The sequence below is a fragment of the Aeribacillus sp. SP014 genome, from assembly GCF_054055575.1.
Window position 1 is genome coordinate 2156029 of the sequence record NZ_JBSRXI010000001.1, and the last position, 25066, is coordinate 2181094.

Annotated in this window: 25 protein-coding genes; 9 read left to right on the forward strand and 16 right to left on the reverse strand. The window is 38.0% G+C overall.

The window, feature by feature from the left end; genetic code table 11:
• Positions 1-120 precede the first annotated feature (120 nt).
• The 7 genes from ACVIJU_RS10520 to yneA all read right to left on the reverse strand — a co-directional run bounded on the left by ACVIJU_RS10520 (position 121) and on the right by yneA (position 5372).
• Entirely contained in the window at positions 121-831 is a 711-nt protein-coding gene (locus ACVIJU_RS10520) for a cytochrome c biogenesis CcdA family protein (RefSeq protein WP_066251214.1), read from the reverse strand.
• 319 nt (positions 832-1150) lie between these two features.
• Positions 1151-1369, reverse strand: a complete 219-nt coding sequence (locus ACVIJU_RS10525) for a YneF family protein (RefSeq protein WP_063388294.1) — start codon at positions 1367-1369, stop codon at positions 1151-1153.
• 86 nt (positions 1370-1455) lie between these two features.
• Positions 1456-1902, reverse strand: coding sequence for a sporulation inhibitor of replication protein SirA (gene sirA, locus ACVIJU_RS10530; RefSeq protein WP_063388295.1), 447 nt, complete (start codon positions 1900-1902; stop codon positions 1456-1458).
• A gap of 98 nt (positions 1903-2000) precedes the next feature.
• Positions 2001-4010 carry a transketolase gene (gene tkt / locus ACVIJU_RS10535; protein WP_063388296.1) on the reverse strand — a complete coding sequence of 670 codons (2010 nt, stop codon included), beginning with the start codon at positions 4008-4010 and terminating at the stop codon, positions 2001-2003.
• Positions 4011-4082: 72 nt separating this feature from the next.
• Positions 4083-4313: a DUF896 domain-containing protein gene (locus ACVIJU_RS10540; protein WP_063388306.1), complete on the reverse strand. Its 231-nt coding sequence runs from the start codon at positions 4311-4313 to the stop codon at positions 4083-4085.
• Positions 4314-4388: 75 nt separating this feature from the next.
• Positions 4389-5039: a YneB family resolvase-like protein gene (locus ACVIJU_RS10545; RefSeq protein WP_066251220.1), complete on the reverse strand. Its 651-nt coding sequence runs from the start codon at positions 5037-5039 to the stop codon at positions 4389-4391.
• An 18-nt stretch (positions 5040-5057) separates the two neighbouring features.
• Positions 5058-5372 carry a cell division suppressor protein YneA gene (gene yneA / locus ACVIJU_RS10550; protein WP_063388298.1) on the reverse strand — a complete coding sequence of 105 codons (315 nt, stop codon included), beginning with the start codon at positions 5370-5372 and terminating at the stop codon, positions 5058-5060.
• Between the two features lie 159 nt (positions 5373-5531).
• Between yneA and lexA the strand changes: the two genes are divergently transcribed.
• From lexA to ACVIJU_RS10565, 3 genes are all read left to right on the forward strand, one after another.
• The gene (gene lexA, locus ACVIJU_RS10555; protein WP_063388299.1) at positions 5532-6155 is read left to right on the forward strand and encodes a transcriptional repressor LexA; all 624 of its coding nucleotides are present in this window, start codon (positions 5532-5534) and stop codon (positions 6153-6155) included.
• Between the two features lie 329 nt (positions 6156-6484).
• The gene (gdhA, locus tag ACVIJU_RS10560) at positions 6485-7864 is read left to right on the forward strand and encodes an NADP-specific glutamate dehydrogenase (protein WP_094245873.1); all 1380 of its coding nucleotides are present in this window, start codon (positions 6485-6487) and stop codon (positions 7862-7864) included.
• A gap of 734 nt (positions 7865-8598) precedes the next feature.
• A complete protein-coding gene (locus ACVIJU_RS10565) occupies positions 8599-9183 on the forward strand; it encodes a lysophospholipid acyltransferase family protein (protein WP_456687556.1) in 585 nt (194 codons plus the stop codon).
• 83 nt (positions 9184-9266) lie between these two features.
• On the opposite strand, the gene ACVIJU_RS10570 is transcribed toward ACVIJU_RS10565, so the two are convergent.
• From ACVIJU_RS10570 to ACVIJU_RS10590, 5 genes are all read right to left on the reverse strand, one after another.
• Positions 9267-9848 carry an LOG family protein gene (locus ACVIJU_RS10570; protein ID WP_066251226.1) on the reverse strand — a complete coding sequence of 194 codons (582 nt, stop codon included), beginning with the start codon at positions 9846-9848 and terminating at the stop codon, positions 9267-9269.
• A gap of 97 nt (positions 9849-9945) precedes the next feature.
• Positions 9946-10878, reverse strand: a complete 933-nt coding sequence (locus ACVIJU_RS10575) for an aldo/keto reductase (RefSeq protein ID WP_456687557.1) — start codon at positions 10876-10878, stop codon at positions 9946-9948.
• Between the two features lie 1074 nt (positions 10879-11952).
• On the reverse strand, positions 11953-12564 hold the full coding sequence (locus ACVIJU_RS10580) for an alpha/beta hydrolase (RefSeq protein ID WP_094245877.1): 612 nt from the start codon (positions 12562-12564) through the stop codon (positions 11953-11955).
• A 42-nt stretch (positions 12565-12606) separates the two neighbouring features.
• The gene (locus ACVIJU_RS10585) at positions 12607-13548 is read right to left on the reverse strand and encodes a ring-cleaving dioxygenase (protein ID WP_456687558.1); all 942 of its coding nucleotides are present in this window, start codon (positions 13546-13548) and stop codon (positions 12607-12609) included.
• Positions 13549-14113: 565 nt separating this feature from the next.
• Positions 14114-14257, reverse strand: coding sequence for a hypothetical protein (locus ACVIJU_RS10590; RefSeq protein WP_161939811.1), 144 nt, complete (start codon positions 14255-14257; stop codon positions 14114-14116).
• A 95-nt stretch (positions 14258-14352) separates the two neighbouring features.
• Between ACVIJU_RS10590 and ACVIJU_RS10595 the strand changes: the two genes are divergently transcribed.
• A complete protein-coding gene (locus ACVIJU_RS10595) occupies positions 14353-15330 on the forward strand; it encodes a LacI family DNA-binding transcriptional regulator (protein WP_117017334.1) in 978 nt (325 codons plus the stop codon).
• Positions 15331-15678: 348 nt separating this feature from the next.
• Here the strand turns inward: ACVIJU_RS10595 and ACVIJU_RS10600 are convergent, their stop codons facing one another.
• Entirely contained in the window at positions 15679-16098 is a 420-nt protein-coding gene (locus ACVIJU_RS10600; protein ID WP_341342953.1) for a hypothetical protein, read from the reverse strand.
• A 134-nt stretch (positions 16099-16232) separates the two neighbouring features.
• Between ACVIJU_RS10600 and ACVIJU_RS10605 the strand changes: the two genes are divergently transcribed.
• From ACVIJU_RS10605 to ACVIJU_RS10625, 5 genes are all read left to right on the forward strand, one after another.
• Entirely contained in the window at positions 16233-16574 is a 342-nt protein-coding gene (locus ACVIJU_RS10605) for a lmo0954 family membrane protein (protein WP_063387809.1), read from the forward strand.
• A 15-nt stretch (positions 16575-16589) separates the two neighbouring features.
• Positions 16590-17234, forward strand: coding sequence for a PspA/IM30 family protein (locus tag ACVIJU_RS10610; protein WP_063387808.1), 645 nt, complete (start codon positions 16590-16592; stop codon positions 17232-17234).
• An 82-nt stretch (positions 17235-17316) separates the two neighbouring features.
• The gene (gene liaF / locus ACVIJU_RS10615; RefSeq protein WP_327856344.1) at positions 17317-18051 is read left to right on the forward strand and encodes a cell wall-active antibiotics response protein LiaF; all 735 of its coding nucleotides are present in this window, start codon (positions 17317-17319) and stop codon (positions 18049-18051) included.
• A complete protein-coding gene (locus ACVIJU_RS10620; protein ID WP_063387806.1) occupies positions 18048-19094 on the forward strand; it encodes a sensor histidine kinase in 1047 nt (348 codons plus the stop codon). The genes liaF and ACVIJU_RS10620 overlap by 4 nt, the downstream gene beginning before the upstream one ends.
• A complete protein-coding gene (locus tag ACVIJU_RS10625; protein WP_063387805.1) occupies positions 19087-19719 on the forward strand; it encodes a response regulator transcription factor in 633 nt (210 codons plus the stop codon). Before ACVIJU_RS10620 ends, ACVIJU_RS10625 begins: the two co-directional genes overlap by 8 nt.
• A 529-nt stretch (positions 19720-20248) precedes the next feature.
• On the opposite strand, the gene ACVIJU_RS10630 is transcribed toward ACVIJU_RS10625, so the two are convergent.
• The 3 genes from ACVIJU_RS10630 to ACVIJU_RS10640 form a co-directional block, all read right to left on the reverse strand.
• Positions 20249-21493 carry a TIGR01459 family HAD-type hydrolase gene (locus ACVIJU_RS10630; RefSeq protein WP_456687559.1) on the reverse strand — a complete coding sequence of 415 codons (1245 nt, stop codon included), beginning with the start codon at positions 21491-21493 and terminating at the stop codon, positions 20249-20251.
• A gap of 689 nt (positions 21494-22182) precedes the next feature.
• Positions 22183-23931 carry a methyl-accepting chemotaxis protein gene (locus ACVIJU_RS10635; protein ID WP_341342955.1) on the reverse strand — a complete coding sequence of 583 codons (1749 nt, stop codon included), beginning with the start codon at positions 23929-23931 and terminating at the stop codon, positions 22183-22185.
• Between the two features lie 388 nt (positions 23932-24319).
• The gene (locus ACVIJU_RS10640) at positions 24320-25042 is read right to left on the reverse strand and encodes an EAL domain-containing protein (protein WP_082829624.1); all 723 of its coding nucleotides are present in this window, start codon (positions 25040-25042) and stop codon (positions 24320-24322) included.
• Between the last annotated feature and the right edge of the window lie 24 nt (positions 25043-25066).

A 25066-nucleotide genomic window follows, 5' to 3' on the forward strand; every position in this document is an offset into this window, starting at 1 on the left:
CCACCTCAATTATCCTCGCAAACTAAATCCTTTGATATTATACTACTTTCTGTCACAAAAAAGTACCGAGAGGTTTAAAATATTGTCAAAAATCTCGTTTTTCTCTTAAATGACTAAAAATTAAAACCCGGTTGGTAAAAATATAAGAATTTTGTTCATCCAATTAATAATTTTAGTCATCCAATCAAAAAACAGCAGAATTCCCATGAAAATCATGAATATGCCTCCAATTTTCATGATTTTCACATTATGTTTTTTGATCCAATTCATCCGCCCGATGAAGAATGATAAAATAAAGAACGGTACTGCAAAGCCTAGCACATATGCTGTCATATACAGAACTCCAGAACTAGGATTGGTTGCCGCTAAACCGATTACTACCATAAGAATTGGGCCCGTACATGGAGTCCATCCAGCTGCAAACGCCATACCAATCAGAACAGATCCAAGAAATCCGGCTGGACGATTTTTGAATTCAATCCTTCTTTCCTTCATTAAAACATCAGGTTGAAAAACACCGAGAATAACAAGTCCAAAAAAGATAATGAGGATCGCTCCTATTTGTCTTATCAGATCTTGATAGTTCAAGAAAAAGTTTCCAATCAAGGATGTGCCGAATCCCATTGCGATAAAAATGGCAGAAAAACCAACTAAAAAAAAGAAAGTATGTAATAAGCTTCTTTTTTGCAGCATAGCGTTTTCAGTTTTCAACTCATTAACCGATACCCCAGTTATATACGATAAAAAAGCAGGATATAAAGGCAAGCTGCACGGAGAAATAAACGATAAAAAACCTGCTCCAAATGCTAAAAACACATTAATTTCCGACATTTTGCTGCTCCTTCCAAAAGATTTACCTCCATTCATTCTAACAGATCATTGAATAAATGTTTAAAAGAACGTTTGACATTTTCCGCACATTATTACAATGAACCTTCCTGCCATGAATACCATATTCTTACAACTTCTTATAACGAAAAAAGAATTAATCTTACCTTGAGAAAGGAAAGACTAATTCTTACTTCACAATTCCGTATAAAACAACGCATATATTAAATAGTATAGATAAAAATTACATGATGTCAAAAAATATGATTGGTCATCATGAACTAATTTAATGAAAAATCATTCAATAATGCCTGAAACGAAATTATTTTAATTGATTTTGCATCGCTTTCATCATTTGATTGATTTTCTTCTGGGACGGTTTCATTCCCATTTGCATCATCATCATTTTCAACATTTGTTCGTTAATAGGTGGATTTTTCTTCAAATAATTCATCATATACTTTCGAGCGATAAAAAAGCCTAGCGCTACGCCGGCAAGTAATGCCAGAACAGCGATTAATATCGCCAGCCAAAGTTCCATCTTATTTCCTCCTTCATGTTGTCTATCATACAGTGTACTAAACCATATGACATTATACAATATTTCATTAGCAAATTTCCGCAACTTTAGACAAATTTTCTTTCTTTAATCGGACTCAGCCACCCGTATCGTTCATTTGTAAAATCCATGGCAAAAAAATAAGGATCAAATTTTCCCAATATATCAAAAAACAATAACTCACCGTCAAAGCTGCCGGTACAAATCATTTCAATATACCGTTCCTTTAAAACCATAGTAGCTTGTCCTTTTTGATTTTCCATTTGGATGGCGTGAATCGATGATACCTTTTGATAATGGTTTCGATGAGACAAGAATGACTGAAGCAGCAAATCTATTTCTGAAATGGGAATGGCTCTTGAAATATAATTGACTTGCCTTTCCAATTGTTCAAAAATAGGATGCGTTTTCCTTGTCCAAAAAAATTCTTGATATAACTGAAAAATTTTCGATTCCCTATGATAAAAATGCTCAGCAAATTCCTTTTTTATCAAATACAAATAAAAGTGCCTCATGCGCTCACCTCATTGTTACATTCCTTTTTTGCTATTATAAAGCAAGGAATGTAAAAGGTTTGTCTTATGGTGGCGGATAGAGGCACTAATTTTGGCGATTATTTCCGAACTAATTCTTTTACTTTTTCGACAACATTTTCAACAGTAAAACCGTACTCGCTTATAATTTTTTCCCCAGGTGCAGATGCTCCAAACTTGTCGATAGCTAAGATTTCACCTTCAGATCCGACATAGCGCTCCCAGCCAAGCGAAGATGCCATTTCGATCGCAAGACGCTTCGTTACGCTGCTAGGAAGAACTGATTCTTTATAATCTTTTGATTGCTTTTCAAAACGGTCCCATGACGGCATGCTGACGACTTGCACATCAATTCCATCGGATGCAAGAATTTGTTGAGCTTTAATAGCTAATGCTACTTCTGAACCTGATGCAAGTAGAAGAGCATCCGGTTGATCCGATTTCGCCGGTGAAATGACATAAGCGCCTTTTGCAACACCTTCTTCAGCATTTTCTTTCGTACCTTTAATAGTTTCTAAATTTTGGCGCGTTAATACTAATGCAGTCGGTGTTGATTTAGATTCCAGCGCAGCCTTCCACGCAGCTCTTGTTTCATTTCCATCAGCTGGACGAATGACAGAAAGATTCGGCATTGCTCTCAAAGAAGCTAATTGTTCAATCGGCTCATGTGTTGGTCCGTCTTCTCCAACCGCTATGCTGTCATGAGTGAACACGTAAGTTACAGGGAGATTCATTAATGCTGCTAAACGAATCGCTGGCCGCAAATAGTCAGAGAAAACAAAGAACGTTCCGCCAAAAACACGTAAACCTCCATGCAGAGCCATACCGTTCAATGCTGCTCCCATGGCAAACTCTCTGACACCAAACCAAATGTTTCGTCCGCTGTAATCTTCCGCAGAAAAGTCTCCTGAACCTTTTATTGTCGTTTTGTTTGATCCAGCTAAGTCTGCAGATCCCCCGAAGAAATAAGGAACTTTTTCAGCTATTGCATTTAATACTTCTCCAGAAGAAGAACGGGTTGCAACGCTTTTTCCTTCTTCATAAAAAGGTAAAGATTGATCCCAATTTTCTGGCAATTCACCATTGATTGCTGCCTTTAACTCTTTTGCAAGTTCAGGATATTCTTTCTCATACTTTTCAAACAAATTATTCCATTCAATTTCTTTCTGCTTTCCACGTTCTTTTACATTTTTCTCAAAATGCTCATAAACTTCTGCTGGAACATAGAAATCTTCTTCAAATGTCCATGCATAGGCTTCTTTTGTCAATTTTGTCTCTTCTGGGCCTAACGGCGAACCATGAACGGAAGAAGTGCCTGCTTTATTCGGCGAACCATATCCGATTGTTGTTTTTACTTCAATTAATGTCGGTCGTTGTTCATCCAATTTGGCTTCTTCAATTGCTTTCGAAATCTCTTCAATGTTGTTGCCGTCCTCAACGCGCAGCACTTGCCAGCCCATAGATTTAAAGCGCTCTTCTACATTTTCTGAGAATGATTTATTTAAATCCCCATCTAGGGAAATATCATTCGAATCATAAAGAACAATTAATCGTCCAAGCTTCAAGTGACCAGCTAAGGAAGCTGCTTCAGAGGAAATCCCTTCCATTAAGTCACCGTCACCGCATATGACGTATGTGTAATGATCAACAATATTGTATCCTTCTTTATTGTATGTAGCTGCTAAATGACGTTCTGCCATCGCCATTCCAACGGCCATTGCTATTCCTTGGCCTAATGGTCCAGTTGTTGCGTCAACGCCAGGTGTATGTCCGTATTCAGGATGTCCAGGTGTTTTGCTTCCCCATTGACGAAACGACTTAATATCATCCATGGAAAGATCATAACCCGATAAATGAAGCAAGCTGTAAAGCAGCATCGACCCATGTCCGGCAGATAAAACAAAGCGATCTCGATTAAACCAATTAGGGTTTTCAGGGTTAATGTTCATAAATTTCGTCCACAGCGCATAAGCCATTGGTGCGGCGCCCATTGGCATTCCAGGATGTCCGGAATTCGCCTTTTCAATCGCGTCAATGGATAATGTTCGAATCGTCATGATGGATAAATCTTGAATGGAATGAGTCACCATTATCATCCTCTCATCTGTATTTTCAGTTTATAATCTTATCTTTATTGTTGTAATAAGGCAACACCCCATCCATTAATGCAGCCTTTTATTTTTTAATTTTTTCAATTTTTCCGGTGTAACATCATTACCTTTTGGATCAATCACTGTAACATTTTTTAAGGTGTTTTGAAAATCCCGACGAAACGACTCTAAATATTCCTGCCTTAATTGCTGCTGCTCAAGCTTTTCCTCTTGCGTCAATCCTTCTGACTTAGACTTTTTAGATAGTTCATTAATACGGTTAAGTTTTTCTTTTGAAATCATAAGCTGAACCCCTTGTATATTTTTGCCGCGCTCTTTTATCATACTAAATGCAACCACTAATGACAACAATTATTGCTATGATTCGCCTTTTTCTGACAAAAATTGTTGATATCTGCGATGGACAGTAGCTTTTGAAACGTCATAGCCGAATCCTCTTAATGTTGCCGCTATTTCTGAAAATGTCAGGCCGTTTTTCCGCAATCGGTCAATCTCCTCGATCGGAACTTCTTTTCGCTCTCTTTTATAGGAAGAATTTCTATTCTTTAAATTTTTTTCAGGCCTGTACCCATTTTGTATAGCTCTCAACATTCCCCGCTTTATTTTCAAATTATGAATTTTTCGTTGATATTCTTCGACAATTCCTATGATTTCAAGCACCATCGTGTCTGATTCAGACAGTTCCATCTCCCCGCGATGGGCAGCGGTGAAAATTTTCACACCTTGTTTCAAAATGGAATGGACAATGGCGATTTTGGCATTCCCTCTGCCAATTCTTGTTTCATCCTGTATTAATACCGCTTCAATTTCTTTCTCCTCAATCAATTCCAGCAGTTGAAAAACCCCTTCACGATCAACATCATACCCGCTCGCTTTTTCTTCTATCACTTCAACAACTTCCATACCGTTTTCAGCTGCGAGCTTTAACAGCTCGTCCTTCTGTCTTTTCAAAGATGTTTCCTGCTCATCTTTTTCAGTGCTGACTCTTGCATAAACGACTGCTCTCATGTTAAATGCTCCTTGCGGTTATTCTTTGTTTGCCAAATATTCAGCATTGTAGTATTTATTTTTTTCAATCGGAATGACGATTGTTTCCCCCGGTTTTACAACAAGGCTTTGGAGATTGTTTCGCTCCTGAACCCATTTAACAAACTCTGAATGAGACATATTGTCATATTCTTTATATTCATCAGCGATTTTCCACAAACTGTCCCCTTCCTTCACTTGAACCTCCAAATAATGATCGAGCTCTTCCCTTTCTCCAGTATACGAAATCGCCAAAACTGCCGCCATGATGACAAGGAAAAAAGAAACGATGTAAGACCATGATAATTTATCCATTTAGAACCGCCCCCTGAAACAGAATATTTGTTCGGTTTTTTGTTTTTAAGTATAAAAGGGAACACATGTTTCTGTCAAGCAAATATTCGAACTTACGTTTGCTTTTTTGGAAAAATCATGCTATAATCGACACAAATTGATATGACTGAGGTGCTTGACATGTCAACAAAATTATCTAAGAGACAACAAGATATTTTGAACTTCATTAAGGAGGAAGTAAAAAAGAAAGGATACCCTCCCTCTGTAAGAGAAATCGGCGAAGCGGTCGGTCTTGCCTCCAGTTCAACTGTTCACGGGCATTTAGCAAAGCTTGAGAGCAAAGGACTGATTAGAAGAGACCCCACAAAGCCGAGAGCCATTGAAATTTTGGACGATGATGGCAGCCACCTTCTAACAAACAATGTGATCAACGTGCCGGTCATAGGAAAAGTGACGGCTGGTATTCCGATCACTGCCGTTGAAAACATCGAAGAATATTTTCCGCTTCCGAATCATATTGCATCAGGTGATGATCAACTTTTCATGCTTGAAGTAGTCGGAGAAAGCATGATCGAAGCAGGCATTCTGGACGGAGATTTAGTTATTGTCAGACAGCAGCAAACAGCCAATAACGGCGACATCGTTGTCGCGCTCACAGACGACAATGAAGCGACCGTAAAAAGGTTTTTCAAAGAAAAAGACTTTATACGGCTTCAGCCGGAAAACCCAACAATGGAACCGATTATTTTAAAAAATGTGACAATACTCGGAAAAGTGATCGGGCTATACCGTTCCATACACTGAATATTCGATGTCTCAAAACAGGTGAGGCATCCTTTTTCTTTTTATAAAATTTTCAAAATTCCCTCTCTTAGCGATGTTAAATTTTTAAAAATGTTTTCTAATCAATATGTATGCAGACAAGCTAGATTCAATGAAACAAATTTCAGGCGCCTTCTCCGCGCCTGCATGCAAAGCTATTATGCAACAATTCTCAACAGTCATTGTTTTTTGATTTATTTTGTTGTAGAATTTTTTATTGTAGATTTCGCTTCCTTAGCCAGTGCCGGGATGATTTACTGAATTGTTTGAATTCTTCTAACTGCTTAAATTTTAGGTATAGGAGAGGTGCTATGAATCAATTACTTATGAAACAAAGTGAATTGGAAAACGCAAAGCAATATGTCAATGAAGTATTTCAATCCGTGCAAGAAAAAAATCCGAATGAGCCTGAGTTTCTTCAAGCTGTAAAAGAAATATTTGACTCGCTTGTGCCTGTATTTGCTCAACATCCTACATATATAAAGCACGGAATACTTGAAAGAATTGTTGAGCCGGAAAGATTGATCATTTTTCGCGTTCCATGGGTGGATGACGAAGGAAAAGTGCGTGTAAACCGCGGATTTAGAGTGCAATATAATAGTGCAATTGGGCCATATAAAGGAGGCTTGCGCTTTCACCCGACCGTCAACGCCAGCATTATTAAATTTTTAGGATTTGAACAAATCTTCAAAAATTCATTGACTGGGCAGCCGATCGGCGGAGGAAAAGGCGGATCTGATTTTGATCCGAAAGGTAAATCAGATGGGGAAATTATGAGATTTACACAAAGCTTTATGACAGAGCTTTACAAACATATTGGACCAGATATTGACGTTCCTGCCGGTGATATTGGAGTTGGCGCAAGAGAGATCGGATACTTGTTTGGCCAATATAAAAGAATACGCGGCGGATTTGAAGCTGGGGTGTTAACCGGAAAAGGCATTGGTTACGGCGGAAGCCTAGCGAGAACCGAAGCGACAGGGTATGGAACTGTTTATTTTGTTGAAGAAATGCTTAAAGACCATGGATTAAGCTTCAAAGGAAGCACAGTTGTTGTCTCTGGTTCTGGGAACGTTGCCATATATGCGATTGAAAAAGCAACACAATTAGGTGCAAAAGTTGTCGCATGCAGCGACTCTGATGGCTACATTTTTGATAAAAATGGAATTAATCTTGAAACGGTTAGAAGGTTAAAAGAAGTTGAAAGAAAAAGAATTAAAGAATATGTAAATGAACATCCTCATGCAGAATATTATGAAGGCTGTTCCGGAATTTGGTCCATTCCGTGCGATATTGCCCTCCCATGCGCTACTCAAAATGAAATCGATAAAAAAGCAGCTGAACTCCTTGTTTCCAACGGACTCAAAGCTGTTGGAGAAGGCGCCAACATGCCGTCTACATTAGAAGCGATCGACGTGTTTTTATCAAACAATATTCTTTTTGGACCTGCAAAAGCTGCTAACGCAGGCGGAGTTGCTGTTTCAGCATTAGAAATGGCTCAAAACAGCGCAAGATTATCTTGGAGCTTTGAAGATGTCGACGCAAAATTACGTGATATCATGAAGAACATTTACCGAAATTGCGTCAACGCTGCAAATGAATACGGCTGCTCCGGAAATCTTGTCGTCGGCGCTAACATTGCAGGATTTAAAAAAGTCGCTGATGCAATGGTAGAACAAGGAGTCATTTAAAAGATAGAAAAATGGTCATTTCCATCATTTATTCTTTATAGTGAGTAAACATATATGATAATCGCTAAAGCTTTACCTACCCTGCTTTGGCGATTCATCATGCTCACTATAATACCCCATCTTAACTTGAGTGAATAGAAATTGATATCACACCGATCCAAATTCACTCTTCTTTATTTCCACGATTGGATCAAATTTTTCCCTATCAGTGTATCCCATTCAATGAGAGAATTGAAGTTTTATGTCAGATTATCTTACATATTTTTTTACGCTGATGCCTGGATTGATTATCTCTCTTGCTTTTTAAATAAAAAAGACAGATTGCACTGATGTTTGTTTTTCTGCTTCTTCTCTTCTTTACTCTCAATATTTTGTATCATCAAGTATAAAATTTATAGAAACAAAGTAACTGCTATTAAAATTGATTTTTCCAATTAAAGCATTTTATTATTGATATGGTTGCTCCTTCTATCCAGTGCCAATAACCTTCAGCACAAATACTTGTTCATCTAAAAAACACCGAATACGGCTGCCCATCCTCCAATGAAACGGCGGTATTTTCACTGACTGACTTTGGATAAGACGATTCGTTGACGATGTACTACCGACTTTACATGCATCACGTAAAAATGCTAAACTGAACGCAGACAAAATCGACATGCGCCCTAACCGAAAATACAGATCTTTTGCAACGCAAACATATTTCTGGAAGTCATTCGGGGGGGGGGAACAAAATGATTTATCATTTAGCAGGAAAACTTGCAATATTGATCATTAAAATTTTTAGTTTGCTAGAAGTCAAAGGCAAGCAGCATATTCCGGCAGACCGTCGTTTTATTGTTACATGCTCTCATCGCAGCTGGGTAGATGTAGTCTTGCTCGCCGCAGCACTTTTTCCAATTCATGTCCATTATATGGCCAAAAAAGAATTGTTTCAGAACACGCTCATAGGTTGGTTTTTGAAAAAGTTGCATGCTTTTCCAGTTAATCGTGAAAATCCTGGACCGAGCGCACTAAAAATTCCTTTGAAACTGTTAAAAGAAAATAAAGTTGTTGGAATTTTCCCGAGCGGCACAAGAACAGACGAGGAAGTTCCTTTAAAAAGAGGCGCGGTTACAATTGCGATGAAAGCCGGCGTTCCCATATTGCCTGCAACCTATCATGGTCCAAAAAGTTTAAAAGATTTTTTTGCCGGGAAAAAAGCTGTCGTTGCATTTGGCGAACCAATCTATTTAGAGAAAAATGCAAATCAAATTGATGATGCGCTTCAACAGCTTGAACATAAGCTGAAAGCTCTTGAAAAAAGCATAAACGACTAAACATTGACGTTTCTGATCAGCTTGTCATTTTTAGACAAACTGATCAGAAAGCTAAAGGCGAAGTAAAGTTCTGATATTTTCATTTATCGATCTAGTTCGATCCACTTATTTGTCTTCAAAGGCGGTTTGTACGCACGAAGTTTATCTATTAATATAGAGGGATTGTCTGCAAAAATCATAAACTGTTTATGCGTTTCAGGCATGAAGCCTCCCTCTACCGCATTCTCAATCATCTGTTTTACCGGCGTGTAATAGTCATCGATATTTAACAACGCCACAGGCTTTTCATGAATCCCAAGCTGCCCCCAGCTAACCGCTTCAAATATTTCCTCAAAAGTACCATAGCCTCCGGGAAGAGCAATGAACGCATCTGAAAGCTCTCCCATTTTTGCTTTCCGCTCATGCATATCATTGACTTCATAAAGCTGAGTGAGATGCTTGTGGACAACCTCTCCTTGAAATAAATTCGTCGGCATAACGCCCAATACGGTGCCTCCTAACTCTAATACGGTGTTTGCAATCACTCCCATCAGACCAATGCTGGAGCCTCCATATACGAGCTCAAGCCTGTTTTTTACCAATTCTTCTCCTAGTTTGATAGCTGCTTCTTTATACTTAGGATTTGTTCCCGGATTCGATCCTGCAAAAACACAAACACGTCTCATATTACCACTCCTGCTTCTTCTCTAAACGTTCTGACGAATGAGAAAGTCCTATTAAAAGCTGTGAATGGGATATTTCCATCACAGCTTTTTTACAAAATTATTGAAAAATCTGACTGATTTTCTCTATTTCTTCCTTTGTTAACTGGACATCTAACGTTTTTAAATTGTCAAGTACCTGTTCCGGCTTCTTCGCACCAGGGATGATCGCATCGATGGAATCGACCGTTAAATACCATGCTAGCACAACGTGAGCAATTTCAGCATTTTTCGCTTCTGCGATTGGACGCAATTGCTCGACTTTTTCGAGATTACACGCAAATGCTTCCCCTTGAAACAAAGGATTTTGTGCACGTGAATCATTGAACTTCTCATCTTTCGAATATTTTCCGCTTAATAGACCTGAGGCAAGTGGAAAATATGGTATAAACGATATTCCATTTTCCGCCGTGTAAGGAAGCAAATCTTTTTCTGCTTGTCGTTTAAATAAGTTATATTCGGACTGAATTACATCGACATACCCATCTTTGTTCGCTTCTTTTAATTGTTCGAGCGAGAAATTCGATACACCGATCGCACGAATTTTCCCTTCATCCTTAAGCTTCTTCAATTCACCGACAGCTTCATCCTTCGGTGTCGTTTCGTCCGGAAAATGAATGTAATATAAATCTATGTAATCCGTTTTTAAGCGTTTCAGGCTGCCCTCGACCGACTCGCGAAGGAAATCGGGAGAGTTATCAAGAACAACTTTTCCGTCTACAAATTTGTGAGCACCTTTAGTAGCAATGACTACTTCATCACGACGGCCAAACTCCTTGACGACTTCACCGATAATTTCTTCCGAACGCTCAGGACCGTAATAAAATGCCGTATCCAAAAAATTTATTCCATGATCCAAAGCTGTACGAACGATTTCTTTCCCAGTTTCATCGTCAAGGTTTGGAAAAATGTTGTGCCCGCCAACAGCATTTGTTCCAAGCCCGATTGGGTTCACATATATATCGGTCTTGCCTAATCTAGTCTTTTTTGTCACAATATTTCAACTCCTTTCATTAACATTATAACAAATTCTATCAGAAAAATCAGTTTTTAACTAATAAGCTATTAAATATTATTATGGCTTTATAAATGAAATTATGAAAGGATTCTTTTATTCATTTTCAAGCAGCAGTTGCTCGACTGTTTATTGTTTGTTCCATTATGTTCAAATTCTTGAAGTTGTCTAAAGCACCATAAAAATATCTTAAGAGATTGCTGCCTGCTGCAATAACAAAATAAAGAGGCTCCCAAAAGTAGGGTTAACTGACTTTTGGGAGCATTATTTTAGAGACTTATCGGACATACAATTTTTTCAATCTTTTTTATATCCTTCAGAAGTCTTATGAAGGACTTTTCTTTTGCTCTCTTTCTTCATTAGGTTCTTCAAAAGTTTTATGACGGACATTCAGCACATACAATCGCTTCTTGTTGGACTTCATTGCCTCTATAAAGAACATTTATAAATTTTATTTCATTATGTTTGTCCTTCACAGTTGTATTTCTCAAAATCTTTCATTTTAGCAACTCGTCGGACAGCCCCACTGTTTGCTTGAAAGCAATTCCGTCCTTTACTTTCAATCTTTTTATTTAGAACGATATTCTTTTTTTCGGCAATTATATCAATTAATTAAAACAGAATAAAGCATTACTGAAAAATTGCAAATTAATGCCTCTGTCAAAACATTTATTTTGCGAATACTTATCTTGATTTCATAAAATCCACCGAACGCTCACGATTTTCTATTGTAAATCTTGTGGAATTCGGCAGCTCTGTTAATATATTTGATGCACAAGGTTCAAAGTTGATAAACATTTTTTCAAATATAAGAACTCCCGCACTTTGACGAAACTTTTTGCATTACGGATCATTTTTGATCCGCTTTGCGTGGAATTAAGCAGCTCTTTTGATATATGATGTACGAGCCTTGAGAATGACAAACATTTACAAATGGAAGAGCACGCCCAATTTCCTTCCGCATTTTGTTATAAACATTTTGGAATGACGGCCAATTGATTGCTGGCAACATTTTGATCCAATTTACTTGCTTTTATTGGTATCTTTCACAGCTTATTTTTGATAAAGCTGCCGGTACCAATTGGATGCTGCCTGAACTTCTGATAAAGTCAGCTCATGTCCTCCGTTTTCCCAATGCAAGTGCACATTCGCGTTGTTATTTTCTAAAAATGTTTTAAGCTCTATTGATTCTTCAGGAGAGCAAATTTGATCACGCTTTCCAGCTGCAATAAAAACGTTTTTTCCTGAAAGATCCGGCAGATCCATCCCTCTTCTCGGCACCATCGGGTGATGCAAGATGGCTCCATTTAGCGCATCCCGAAAATGGAATAAAAGGCTGGCTGCTATATTTGCTCCGTTGGAATAACCGATTGCGATTACAGAATTTCGATCAAATCGATATGTTTGTGCTGCTTCATCTAAAAAAGAGTTTAATTCCTTTGTACGGAAAACAAGATCTTCTTCATCAAAAACTCCTTCGGCAAGTCTTTTAAAAAAACGCGGCATTCCATTTTCAATTACATTTCCGCGCACAGCTAAAATCGATGCTTCTGGATCAATAATTTCTGCAATGGGAAGAAGATCAAATTCATTTCCGCCGGTTCCATGCAGCAATAGGAGTGTCGGTTTTGCCGGATTGCTTCCTTTTTGAAAAATATGTTTCATCGTTTTTTCTCCTTCTCAGCTGTTTATTAAGCATTACTTTTCTTATTCGTCAAGGTTACGGACTTCCACTGGCATCAACTTATTTTCCAACCGTTCCCGATACTTTTCGTAACGCTCCGGAAGCTTTAATTCTTTTCCAAGTGCATCTAAAGATTCATCAATTGCAAAACCCGGAGGATCTGTTGCAATTTCGAACAAAATTTCACCATGCTCTCTAAAATAAATAGAATGAAAATACTTTCGATCCTGAACTGGCGTTACCCTGTATCCATTTGATTCTAAAGATGTTTTCCATTCTAATTGATCGTTGTCGTCTTTTGCCCGAAGCGCGATATGATGGACAGTTCCAACCCCCATGATGCCGTGTCCGGAAGAAGTAATTTTTACATCAACGACATTGCCGATTTCACTTGGAGACTGAAAACGAATAAAATCTCCTTCCCTTCCAATTCGTTGAAGTCCAAAAATATTCTCCAACAACTCTGACGTTTTTTCAGGAAATGATGAATATAATACGGCGCCGCCAAATCCTTTAATGGCAACATCAGAGGTGACATGGCCAAATTCCCATTGATTTAATTCTCCTTCTTTTCGTTCCACTAGCTCAATGTTCAAACCGTGCGGGTCTTGAAATACAAGCAGTGACTCACCAAACCGTTCTGTCATTGTAAACGGAATTCTAAATTTATCTAGTCTTTCTTGCCAAAAGCTCATGGAACCTTCTGGTATCACATAAGAAGTTACACCCACCTGACCATTGCCGATTTTTCCTTGATACGCATCAGGCCAAGGAAAGAAAGTAATCAGTGTCCCTGGCTTTCCTTCTTTATCCCCGAAATAAAAATGGTACGTGCCGGGATCATCGAAATTCACAGTTTTTTTAACTAACCTCAGCCCTAAAACTCCAGCATAAAAATCAATATTTTCCTGCGGATGGCCGACAATAGCAGTAATATGATGAATTCCAGCTGTTTTCTTTTTCATCTTTGATTCTCCTTTATTATTTTCTTTACGCGATTCGTTTTTGTAAATCAACCATTTTAACGGGTCATTATTTCGAATTAAAATATCTCGAATTAAATTATTTTTAATTCAAAATAATTTTATCAAATCTTTCATTTATTGTCAAAAAGCTGATCTGTTGAATTTTTCATCTCTTTTCGTTCCGTATTCACTAAAATACCATCCTTACCAAAATGAAAGCAATCGCAAGAGCAGCGTTTGAATGCGAAGAGAAACCTCCCTCTCCTCTTGCGCGCAAAATCGTTACAGAAATTGTTGTTCTGGCCGCAGCAAGGGCAATTGGCCGTTCCATAAATTTTTTTGTGATGGCTCGGCAAACACAGTCGAATTTAAGATTGGTGATGAACACGCAACATCCTGAAAGTAGCCGGCATCCGCCAGCTGCTTTCAGATAAACCGAAAACATGCAAAAGCAAATTGCTTTTTGCAGACTGATCGGAATGACCGTTGCAATTTAATATTTGTAAATCCGTATGGCTTTAGCAAATGTAGACAAATGAAGTTGAATACCGTAACCGGACAGGTATCATTTCTGATCTTCTTTTTTATCATCTAATTCAAAGAACTCAGCAAAATCCATTAACGAAGCATCTTTGTCTTTTAACGCCAATTTTGCTAAGATGATTTCGAGAAGACATAAGCCAATTAAAATAAGTAATCCTTTCATCATATTCCTCCCCCCCTCAAACTCATCTCTTTGTCAACATCAACATAATGTATGAAACGCGTTTCAGGTCAAGGATTTTTAAAAGAAAGGGATATTTCATGGCAACGATTCGTGATATTGCAAAGCTTGCAGGTGTTTCTGTTACAACGGTTTCGAGAGTTTTAAATAATCATCCATATGTCAGTGACGAAAAAAAAGAAGCGGTTTTAAAAGTGATAGAAGAAATCAACTATAAACGGAACATTCATGCAGTCCACTTGTCTAGAGGCTTTTCAAATTTGATCGGCGTCGTCCTGCCTAAAATCGATCATCCTTATTTTAGCAGCATTGTGGAAGGGATTTCGGAGGAAGCGATCAAGCATCATTTGCAGCTTGTTCTCTTTCAAACGAATTATGAACCAGCAAAAGAGCTTGAAGCATTGGAATTGTTGCGGGGAACCTTATTGGATGGTATCATTTTTTGTTCAAGAGCCATTTCCTTTGATGTATTGAAAGAATATAAAAATGCTGGACCGATCGTTCTTTGCGAAGATTCAGACCAAAGCCATTTCCCTTCTTTGAGCATTCCGCATGAACAGGCATTTCAGTTTGGTTTGGACTATTTAATTTCGAAAGGTCATACGAAAATTGCATTTACTTTAGGACGAATGGAAGGGCCAAACAGTAAAAAAAGAAGAAAAGCCTATAAAACAAAAATGAAGGAATTAGGCGAACCGATTCGAAGCGAGTGGATCTTCGACAAATGCCTATCGATCACTGACGGCAAACAGCTTATGGAAAAGCTTCAGCATTTAGAGAAAAAACCGACTGCCTTTTTTGTTACAAACGATCAAGTGGCAGCAGGTATCTTATTAAGTGCCGAACAATATAAAATAAAGATTCCTCAAGACATTGCCATCTTAAGCTTTGATAATCAGCCTATTGCCGACATCATGGGAATCACTACTATTGAAATCCCAATAAGAAAAATGGGGAAGCTTGCGGTGCAATCGATTATTCATTGTAAAGAAAAACGGGAGCAAACAAATAAGAAGATGACTCTCCCCTTTCGGTTAATTGAGCGGAAAACTGTGTAACCCATGAAGAAGGATGCCCCCTCTTTAGAGTTCAAATCATTCCTGCCAAACGATCATCTGCAAAAACCGAAGCAGCTTGGCAGGATTTTTCATTTGATTTTGTAATCATTTTGACGATTTGCATGCGTCTTTTTCCATATTCCGTTTTCTTTTGACGTTCAGTGTGAAATTCATCGATTACTACTCAAAGCTGGTTAACAACTTGTCTGCATACTTACTCCCCTTTTTGGCCGACAGCAAAGTGTACGTCAATCACAAATGGCCTTACAGATGTTTTCAATTGCATAGCAATGAAAATCCTTAAAATTGGAGCGTTATTTCCCCAAACCGCTTTTTAAAACAATTTTCCTACTCCGTTAATTTTCTTCTTATCAGCAAGCTTGCGATCACGATGCTCAAAATATTTGCTGCATAAACAAACGCTTCATTTCCGTCAGCCATCGAGTTGAATTTGTAAAAAAAGTGCGGCCATGGTATAAGTTCGCCGTTTGTCACGTATTCGACAACCGTATAAATGGCAATGAATCCGAACGCCATTTCTACATTTTTGACCAATAAAATCAATAACGCACCAATCAGCAAAAAATTCAACCCGAGCAGCAAGGCGAATAAAATTAAATGCCAAGGCACATCCGCTAGATTACGGAAGAAAAACAACAAGATCATTAACAAATTCATCACGGTGTAATATCGCATTAAATCAATAATGGCGTGCTTTTTATACAGATTGATCAATGTTTCCCATGCCCCGTCCTCCCTTCTAACCATGATCCTAAGCAGAACATAATCATTGAAAGGAAATCGAAATACGCCTCAAGTCGTAGTTCAAAATATGCCTCAGGTTCGTTATGAGCAGCGACCACAAAAGGTAAGATGAAAATTGAAAGGAGGTCATTCAAATTATGAAAAAAATCGGTTTGTTCATCGCAGGTGCAATAGCCGCAATAGTTTTAATCGCCAATCTCGGCTCAATCGTCGGACTTCTTATCAGTTTGCTTGTTCTATACTTTTCGTTTAAACAATTTGTGAAATCCGACAAAAAATCAAAAAAATGGTTTTGGGGGATTGTCGGGCTGATTGCACTATCTGTTTCAGCTGCAAATGTCCCAGCTATTCTCGGTTTAATCGCCGCATATGTGCTTTATCTCATTTTTAATAATTGGAAAAAATCGAATGATCCGTATGTGTCAGACGATCCATTCACCAATTTTGAAAAACAATGGGAATCACTAAAACGACAATAAATGGAGGGGAAAAAAATGAGCATATTTACGAGATTAAAAAATGTGATTATGGCCGATTTACATGATTTATTGAATGAACAGGAACAAAGGAATCCAATTGCGCTACTAAATGAATATTTGCGCCAATGTGAAAAGGAAGTTGAAAAGGTTCAAAAACTAATCGAACGCCAACGATTATTAAAACAAGAGCTGTTAAGAGAATACAACCATGCTGAACACTTAAAAGAAAAAAGAAAATATCAAGCCGAAATTGCGTTGAAAGCGCAAGAAGAAGAATTGCATCAATTTGCCATCAACGAGCAGCAGCAGTATGAGGAGCGTGCATCAAAATTAAAACAAGCGCTTGAACAAGCAACGAAACAGCTCATTGACTTAGAACATAAATATGAAGAAATGAAACATAAATTAAAAGATATGCATATAAAGCGCATGGAGCTGATGGGACGAGAAAATATTGCACGCGCCTACTCCCGGATCAACCAAGTTCTTGAGCAGCATAATTCCGAAAAGAACCATTTTGTTCGCTTTGCTGAAATAGAGAATTACCTTGATGAACTGGAAAATCGAATCAACAACAGATACGATACATTAACATTTGATGCAAGAATCGCAAAGCTTGAAAAAGAATTAAAAAATCAAGAAACGGATTCAAATTCTTAACGTAAATTGTTATGCTATAAGGGCGTAGTTCTCTACGCCTTTCCATATTTATGTTCACACTAATAGGAAGGAGAGGAGCCTCGTGTTTCATCAATCGAAAATAGATTTTACAAAATGGATTTTCGTCATTGGCATCATCTTATTCATCGCAGAGCTTTTATTTTTCAATGGTGAGGCCCTTTTCTTCCTAATGATGATGATTTTTTGCGTATATATTGGAAGAAAAAGAATGCCGAAAAAATCAGGATTATTGTTATTTTGGATCGGAATAATCGGCGGCGTTCTATCTTTTTTCAATATGTTTACATTCCGACTGCTTCTATTTGCTGTTTTCATTTACTTTATTTTTCACTATGTTCAAAACAAGCAGGTAGCTGCTAAAAAGTCTCCTAAAATTGAAGAAGCAGATCCAATCCTCTCGCAAGAAGAGACATTTTCCAAAACGCCTCTTTTTCAAAACAGATTGTTCGGAACGCAGCGAACCGAAGAACAAATATACAAATGGAACGATGTCAACATTCAAACAGGCATCGGCGATACAGTAATAGATTTAAACTATACGATTCTTCCGAAAGGTGAAGCGGTGATTGTCATCCGAAAGCTTATCGGCAATATCGAAATAATTGTTCCTTACGAGCTGGAAGTGTCCGTCCACCATTCCGGTTTCATCGGCTCCTACTCCATTTTTGATTATAGTGAACCGAATGTATGGAACGAAACAATTCGATATGAGTCCAAAAACTATCATGAATCTGTCCAAAAAGTGAAAATTATCACCTCTATAACCTTTGGCAGAATAGAGGTGAAAAGAACATGAATGTATTGCAAAGACAAATTATTATCTGCTTAGTAACATCAGTAGTCACTTTTTTATTTTTCACTGTTTCGCTTTTGCTTACGTTCCTGTTTCCTAATTGGACATTATTATGGAAACAAAAAATTCTTGATATTCCGTTTATCCTCTTCACGTTCGTAATCAGCAGCGCCATCGGCTTGCTTTTCGGCATTCTATTCGGACTTCCTTTTAAAGATAAACTACACAAGATTGAAGACAAACTAAAAAAAATAACAAAAGGAGAAACGGTTGAACAAAATGAACATATAAACATTAAAGAATTAGATGAAATCAACCTTCGAATTGACCAAGTGCAGCATCATCTCATTGAACAGACGAAATTAACGCAAAAACTTGCAGGTGAAAACGCAAAAGAACAAGAAAAAAGATTGGAAGAAATCATTTCACAAGAAAGGCAAAGGCTGGCACGCGAGCTGCATGACTCTGTCAGTCAAAACTTGTTTGCAGCCTCGATGCTCATTTCTGCTGTTAAAGGAAACAAGGAAAAAATCGATGAAGGAACGAGCAAACAAATCCATTTAGTTGAAGAAATTATTCAGCAGTCCCAGCTTGAAATGCGCGCTCTTCTTTTGCATTTGCGGCCTGTCCCTTTAAAAGGTAAATCTTTGCAAACTGGAATTGAAGAACTGCTCACAGAGCTGCGGCAAAAGGTGCCGATGAACATCCAATGGAAGACAGAGCAATTTCCTCTAGATAAAGGGATTGAAGACCATTTATTCCGCATTTTGCAAGAATCGGTGTCAAACACTCTTCGCCACGCCAAAGCGAATACACTTGAAGTATTGCTGATCAAACGGAAAAATATGGCCATTTTACGGATTGTCGACGATGGTGTAGGATTTGACGTTCAATCGGCAAAATCAGGAGCATATGGTTTGCAAAACATGTATGAACGTGCAGCCGAAATCGGCGGAACATTGCAAATTGTCAGTGTCCCTCATGAAGGAACTAGATTGGAAATAAAAGTACCGTTGTTAACAGATGAAGGTGATAAAAATGATTAAAGTATTACTAGTTGATGATCATGAAATGGTAAGAATCGGCGTTTCGGCTTTTTTATCGTCCCAGCCTGACATAGAAATCGTCGGCGAGGCTGATAATGGCAAAAAATGCATTGAACTAGCTTTACAATTAAAGCCTGATATTATTTTAATGGACCTCGTCATGCCGGAAATGGACGGGATTGAAGCGACAAAAGAAATACTTCATCAATGGCCAGAGGCAAAAATCATTATTGTCACAAGCTTTCTCGATGATGAAAAAGTCTACCCTGCCCTTGAAGCCGGTGCTGTCAGCTATATGTTAAAAACTTCAAAAGCAGACGAAATCGCCGATGCGATCCGTTCAACATATCAGGGACAATCTGTCTTAGAGCCTGAAGTGACAACGAAAATGATGGCAAGAATGAATAAAAAACAAAACCGCCATCCTCATGAAGAATTAACAAACCGAGAAATGGAAGTGCTGCTTTTAATGGCTCAAGGGAAATCAAATCAAGAAATTGCAGATGAGTTGTTCATTTCATTAAAAACCGTCAAAGTTCACGTCAGCAACATTTTAAGCAAACTGGGCGTTCAAGACCGCACCCAAGCCGTCATTTATGCGTTCAAGCATTCGCTAATCAAGTAAAATTGACAATAAGCGAAGAAAAGAGAAAGTGGAATTGGTTTTTCACCGAAGCACAAATACAGGAAATTTCATTCGAAATTTATTTATCATTTTACATATAATCAAAACAAAAAAATTGCTAGTTTTCCCAACCTAATAGAAAGCGATGTTATTCATCTACCAAATGAATGCATATTCGTCGACAAAAGCAAATATAAACATGTTAACGCTTGATAAAATCGGCTAAAAATAACTCAAAAATCTCAAGCGAAACGATGGCGGAAATCGAAATAATCGGTAAAAGAAATCAGAAATCCTCCTATTCGTTTTCCGCCAAAAACTAGTTTTCTCTTAAAAAAACAATAGATGAACAAAAGTCCTAGCATGACTATCTAGGCTGCCGAAAAATAGCAGCCTTTCCTTGCAGATAGCACATCTAATAAGCCTTTTGTTTCTAGCTTTAGGAACAGTGTAAAATGAAATTCATAATAAGGTTCTTCTGCTCGAAACTTGAAAAAGACGTAATTTTCCCCCAACAGTATTCCGGCTTTTATCGTATATATGGAGCATGCTCTTTTTCCAATGCATCCTGCAGCCATCTCGGATGCATCGTTAAAAGGTTTTCCGGCAGATCGTTTGGAGCGAAAAATCGTGCATCAAGCGTTTCATCTGTTTTTTGACGCAGCGTCCCTCCAATGATTTTGCACTCAAAGCAGGTTGTAATAAAGTGGCTGATTTCGCCATTTGGGTATAAAAAAATTTGTGAATCCGGATCTGAGTAAATGCCGATCAACCGGGTTACCTCCACTTCAAGACCTGTTTCTTCATAAATTTCTCTTATAATTGCTTCTTCCACCTTTTCTCCCGGCTCTACATGCCCTGATGGAATGCCCCATAGTCCGTTATCCGACCGTTTTAATAGGAGAACTTGCTGCTGTTCGTTAAAAATAATTCCCGCCACTCCTGCTTCGATCCGCTCCGGCCATGCAAAATCACGCGTATTCCATTGTTTAATTTTGACACGATCATCAAATAAAGACTGCAAATTTCCGATCACCGCATCCGGATTGCGGTAATCCCCGGGAGATGGAAACGGTGCATTCTTCCCGTTGGAAATTAAAATCGCTTGAATCCTTGCTTGATGAGCACCTAATATATCAGTTAACGGGTTATCGCCGATCATAACCACTTTTGCTTTAGACGAAATCGATTCAATCGCTTTCTGGAACATAAATGGATTCGGTTTGCCGACAATGTACGGTTTTTTCCCGGTTGATGCTCGTATCATTTCAGCAACAGCTCCTGTTGCAGGCAAAGGACCTTTCGAAGTAGGGAAATTCATATCGGCATTCGTTGCAATAAACTTCGCACCACTATGTATTTGTTTTACCGCTTCCTGAATATCGTACAAAGATACATTGCCGCTCCAGCCGACAACAACGGCTTCTGCCTCCTCTTCACCCTTTACAACCATTACTCCTGCTTGACTGCACTCGTGCTTTAAATGATCGTCCCCCAACACGTAGGCACTGCGAATATTTTGTTTTCGCAAATATTGAGCTGTCAACCAAGCGGATGTAATGATTTCCTCTGGACTTGCTGTAATCCCCATTCGCTTGAGACGTCCGGCAATTTTTTCTCTCGTAGTACAAGGATCATTTGTGAGAAACCGAATCATTTTCTTTTCTTGACGCAAGCGCCGCAAAGATTCAACTGCCCCAGGAAGCGGATTTTCTCCTATGTAAATCACTCCGTCCAGGTCAAATAAAAACACGTCAAACTCATCTATGATCATGAAATCATCCTTCCTTAGTGAACCATTTTCGCATGAACCAAACTGATTGAAAAAACCTCCTCATCACCAAGCTAATTCAAATTAAAGTGATCGTTTTCTCGAAAAGATTTGAACTTATTTAAAGTACCTCAAAACTAACTCGTGTTAAAACAATCGTTTTCTCAATGAACCATTTCTTAAACTGGCGCATAACTTTTAGAAGTTTTTTTGCTGTCAAACCAAAAGATGTTTCAATGAAACGATTTGCCTTGCTTGAAAGTTTGCATGAGCTTGTATGAGGAGAATCTTCTCTCTTTATTTCCACTTCTACATATGATTATAATAGATTTATCGTTCACGCAGCAAAAAGGCGGTTTAAATGAAGAAAATGTGATGTGGAATATTGGGAATTTGAGCAATAAGACAAAAGTTTTTTTCAAAAAGACTGTGCAATTCGTGCACTCTAAGAACTAATCTCTAATCAAATATACTTTTACGACTGACCTCCTTTCTAATAAAGAAAGGTCTGCATTTGATCTGACATTTATGCCAGTTGTCTTCCCCTTCTAAATGCCAGCAATACTGAACATTTATTCCCCTTTTTGCAGGGAGTTGGTCTATGTATCGCTCAAAAGTTTAAGGTGAGGACATTTATCCCCACCCAAAAACATCTTCTGATATCAAAAAAATCAAACACATTCTTCTATTTTCTAAAGCTTAAATTGCCGTACAAATTCATTCAGCTCTTCGGCTAGCTTCGCTAGTTGTTCGGAGCTGTTCGCCACTTCTTCCATAGAACTGCTTGTTTGTTCGGCTGCCGCAGAGGTTTGCTCAATACCTGCTGCTGATTGCTCGGAGATCGAGGCTATTTCCTCGATGGAACGGTTCATTTCCCGGCTGTTGGAAGCGATTTCCGTCAAGTTGTTCGCAATTGTTTGAATATGATGAACCATGTCCGTAACAGCTTTGTTGATCGTTTGAAATGTTGCGCCTGTATTTTTAATTTGCTCTGTTCCTTGTTCAACCTCCTGATAGCCGCTCTTTAAAGCATCAACTACATTCTTTGATTCATTTTGGATATTGTCGACAATGCTTGTTATGTCTGAGATTGAGACGGAAACTTGTTCAGCGAGCTTTCTTACTTCATCTGCAACTACTGCAAAGCCTTTTCCGTTTTCGCCTGCTCTTGCCGCTTCAATCGCTGCGTTTAATGCTAGAAGATTCGTTTGGTCCGCAATTCCTTGTATGACTGATACGAGTTTTGTAATTTTTTGCAAATGTCCGTTTAAACCGAGCACTTTATCAACAGATTGTTGAAAAATTTCGTCAATTTTCGACATTTGTTCGGTAGAAGACATCATTAGTTTATTTCCTTTGCCGGCAATTTCAAGCACCTCTCTGGAGACTGATTCAATATGCTCCCCTTTTTCGCTGGCATCTTGAACTTTTTCGACAAATACCTCCATCTTTGCTGCCATGTCGCTCGCGCTGCTTGCTTGCGTTTCAGCGCCTGATGCCAATTCCTGCATGGTGGTTGAAACCTGCTCTGATCCGGCCTTCACTTCATTTGCAGAGTGGGTCATCTCCTCGCTGTGGCTTGTCAGTACTTCAGAAGCATTCGAAATGTTTGTAATCATTTCTTTCAGTTTATTTTGTAGCTGATTTATGGCATGTGCCAGATTTTGTGTTTCATCTTTCGAACGGATTTTTATTTCACCTTGTGTTAAATCTCCATTAGCCAGCAAATGCATGCGCTCAGATACGGCGTGTATTGGTTTGGAAATGCTGTTTGAAAACAGCCATACGATGAAAAATCCAATCACAATCGTTGCGCCAATGACAATCATTAAAAAAACGAGAAGATCATTAGCCGGCTGATTGAAATCCATTAAATACGTGCCCGCACATACAACCCATCCCCAATGAGGATCAGTTTTTGAATAGGCGACTTTTTTTTCAATTCGATTTTCGTTGTCAGGCAAAGCCCATTCGTAATAAGTTAAACCGCCACCTTCATTTCCGGTTTTAATCATTTTTTGATTGAATTTTACGCCTTTGGAATCTTCGTCATTCCAGCCTTGTCTGCCTTCTATAACTGGATGTGCAATAAGAGTTCCTTTTTGATCGATAATATACATGTATCCGTTTTCGCCTAAATCAAAATTTTTATTAATTGGCCGTTTGCCGTCAGCATTCTTTTCCCCCAATATCGCAACTTTTACCTGTTCCTGCGCTTCTTCTAAAGACAATGTTCCCTTTTCAACCTCTTTATTTAACGCATCGATTAACTCAATGGTCATTTCGACGCTATTTTTTAAGTTCTTTTCCCCCAGCTTGTTTAAACTGGAAGTTGTTTTCTGATAGCTTAACAAGCCTAAAATGACTAACGGAATCGTTAATAATAGAAATGAAATGGTCATTAGCTTCATACGTATCGTGAATTGAAATTTCTTTTTCATGAAAATCATTACCCCTTTGTTATGCCATAATTTTTTTAAAGACTTAGTTCTTTCCTCTTAGAAAAGCGTTACGAACTCATTTCCATCCATTTTCACTCCCCAAATCCGAAATTGGTTGCTTGACATTTTAATTATCGGCCTCTAAACATACTTTTTTTAGTTAATTAATCATTTATTGTCAAATATGTATTTTTTTAGCTAACATCGAACGTATATGGTCAAAAATATAATGAACCGATAATCCTTTATTTAAGCGTTTTCATTAATTTTATCGTTCATTTAGTGCGGTTCTTTTACGTCAATGAAGCAAAAATAATCTGAAAATAGTCTATATGTTCGATCCGATAAAATTTATTTTTCTAATTCATTTACTATGAATAAGCAGCAATTATTTTTTTGTATTTTCCCTCATCGGCTTCGGCTCGCCTAATAAATATCCTTGAGCGTAATGAACCCCCAATGCTTTAGCCATGTCTAAATCTTCTTTTTTCTCAATTCCTTCTAAAACTAGTTTCATATTGGTACGTTCGCAAAGAAATAAAAGCTTTTTAATAACATCTTGATTTTTGCCCGAATTATATAAATTTTGGCCTAAAGAACGATCGACTTTAATATAATGCGGGTTTAAATCGACAATGGTTTCTAACGATATTTCACCTTTTCCGAAATCATCAACGGCAACTTTATACCCTTCATCTTTTAAAAATTGAATATTTTTTTTCAACAATTCAATATTTTCGATTTTTTCACTTTCATTTATTTCAAAAACTACTTTTTCGGTCGACTGAAAAAAAAGGTTTATTTTTTTTATAAATTGGGTAAAAGAATGATGAACAATCGTCGATGGAAATACGTTAATAAACAGCTTTTGCTGCAGGTCTCCCATCGATGTTATTGCATTGTGAATGGAGCAAGTATCCAGTTCATATAAAAAACCGCATTCACGGGCGATTTGAAACAAAATTTCCGGATCGGAAAAATATTTGCAGCGAAGCAAAGCTTCGTATCCATATATTTTTGATTCTTTTAATTCATAAATAGGTTGAAAAAAATGACAAAATGATTTGTTATCTATAATTTCTTTTATCCTTCTAATTTCCCATTTAACCAATGGAAGAACCTCCTAGACGTCTAT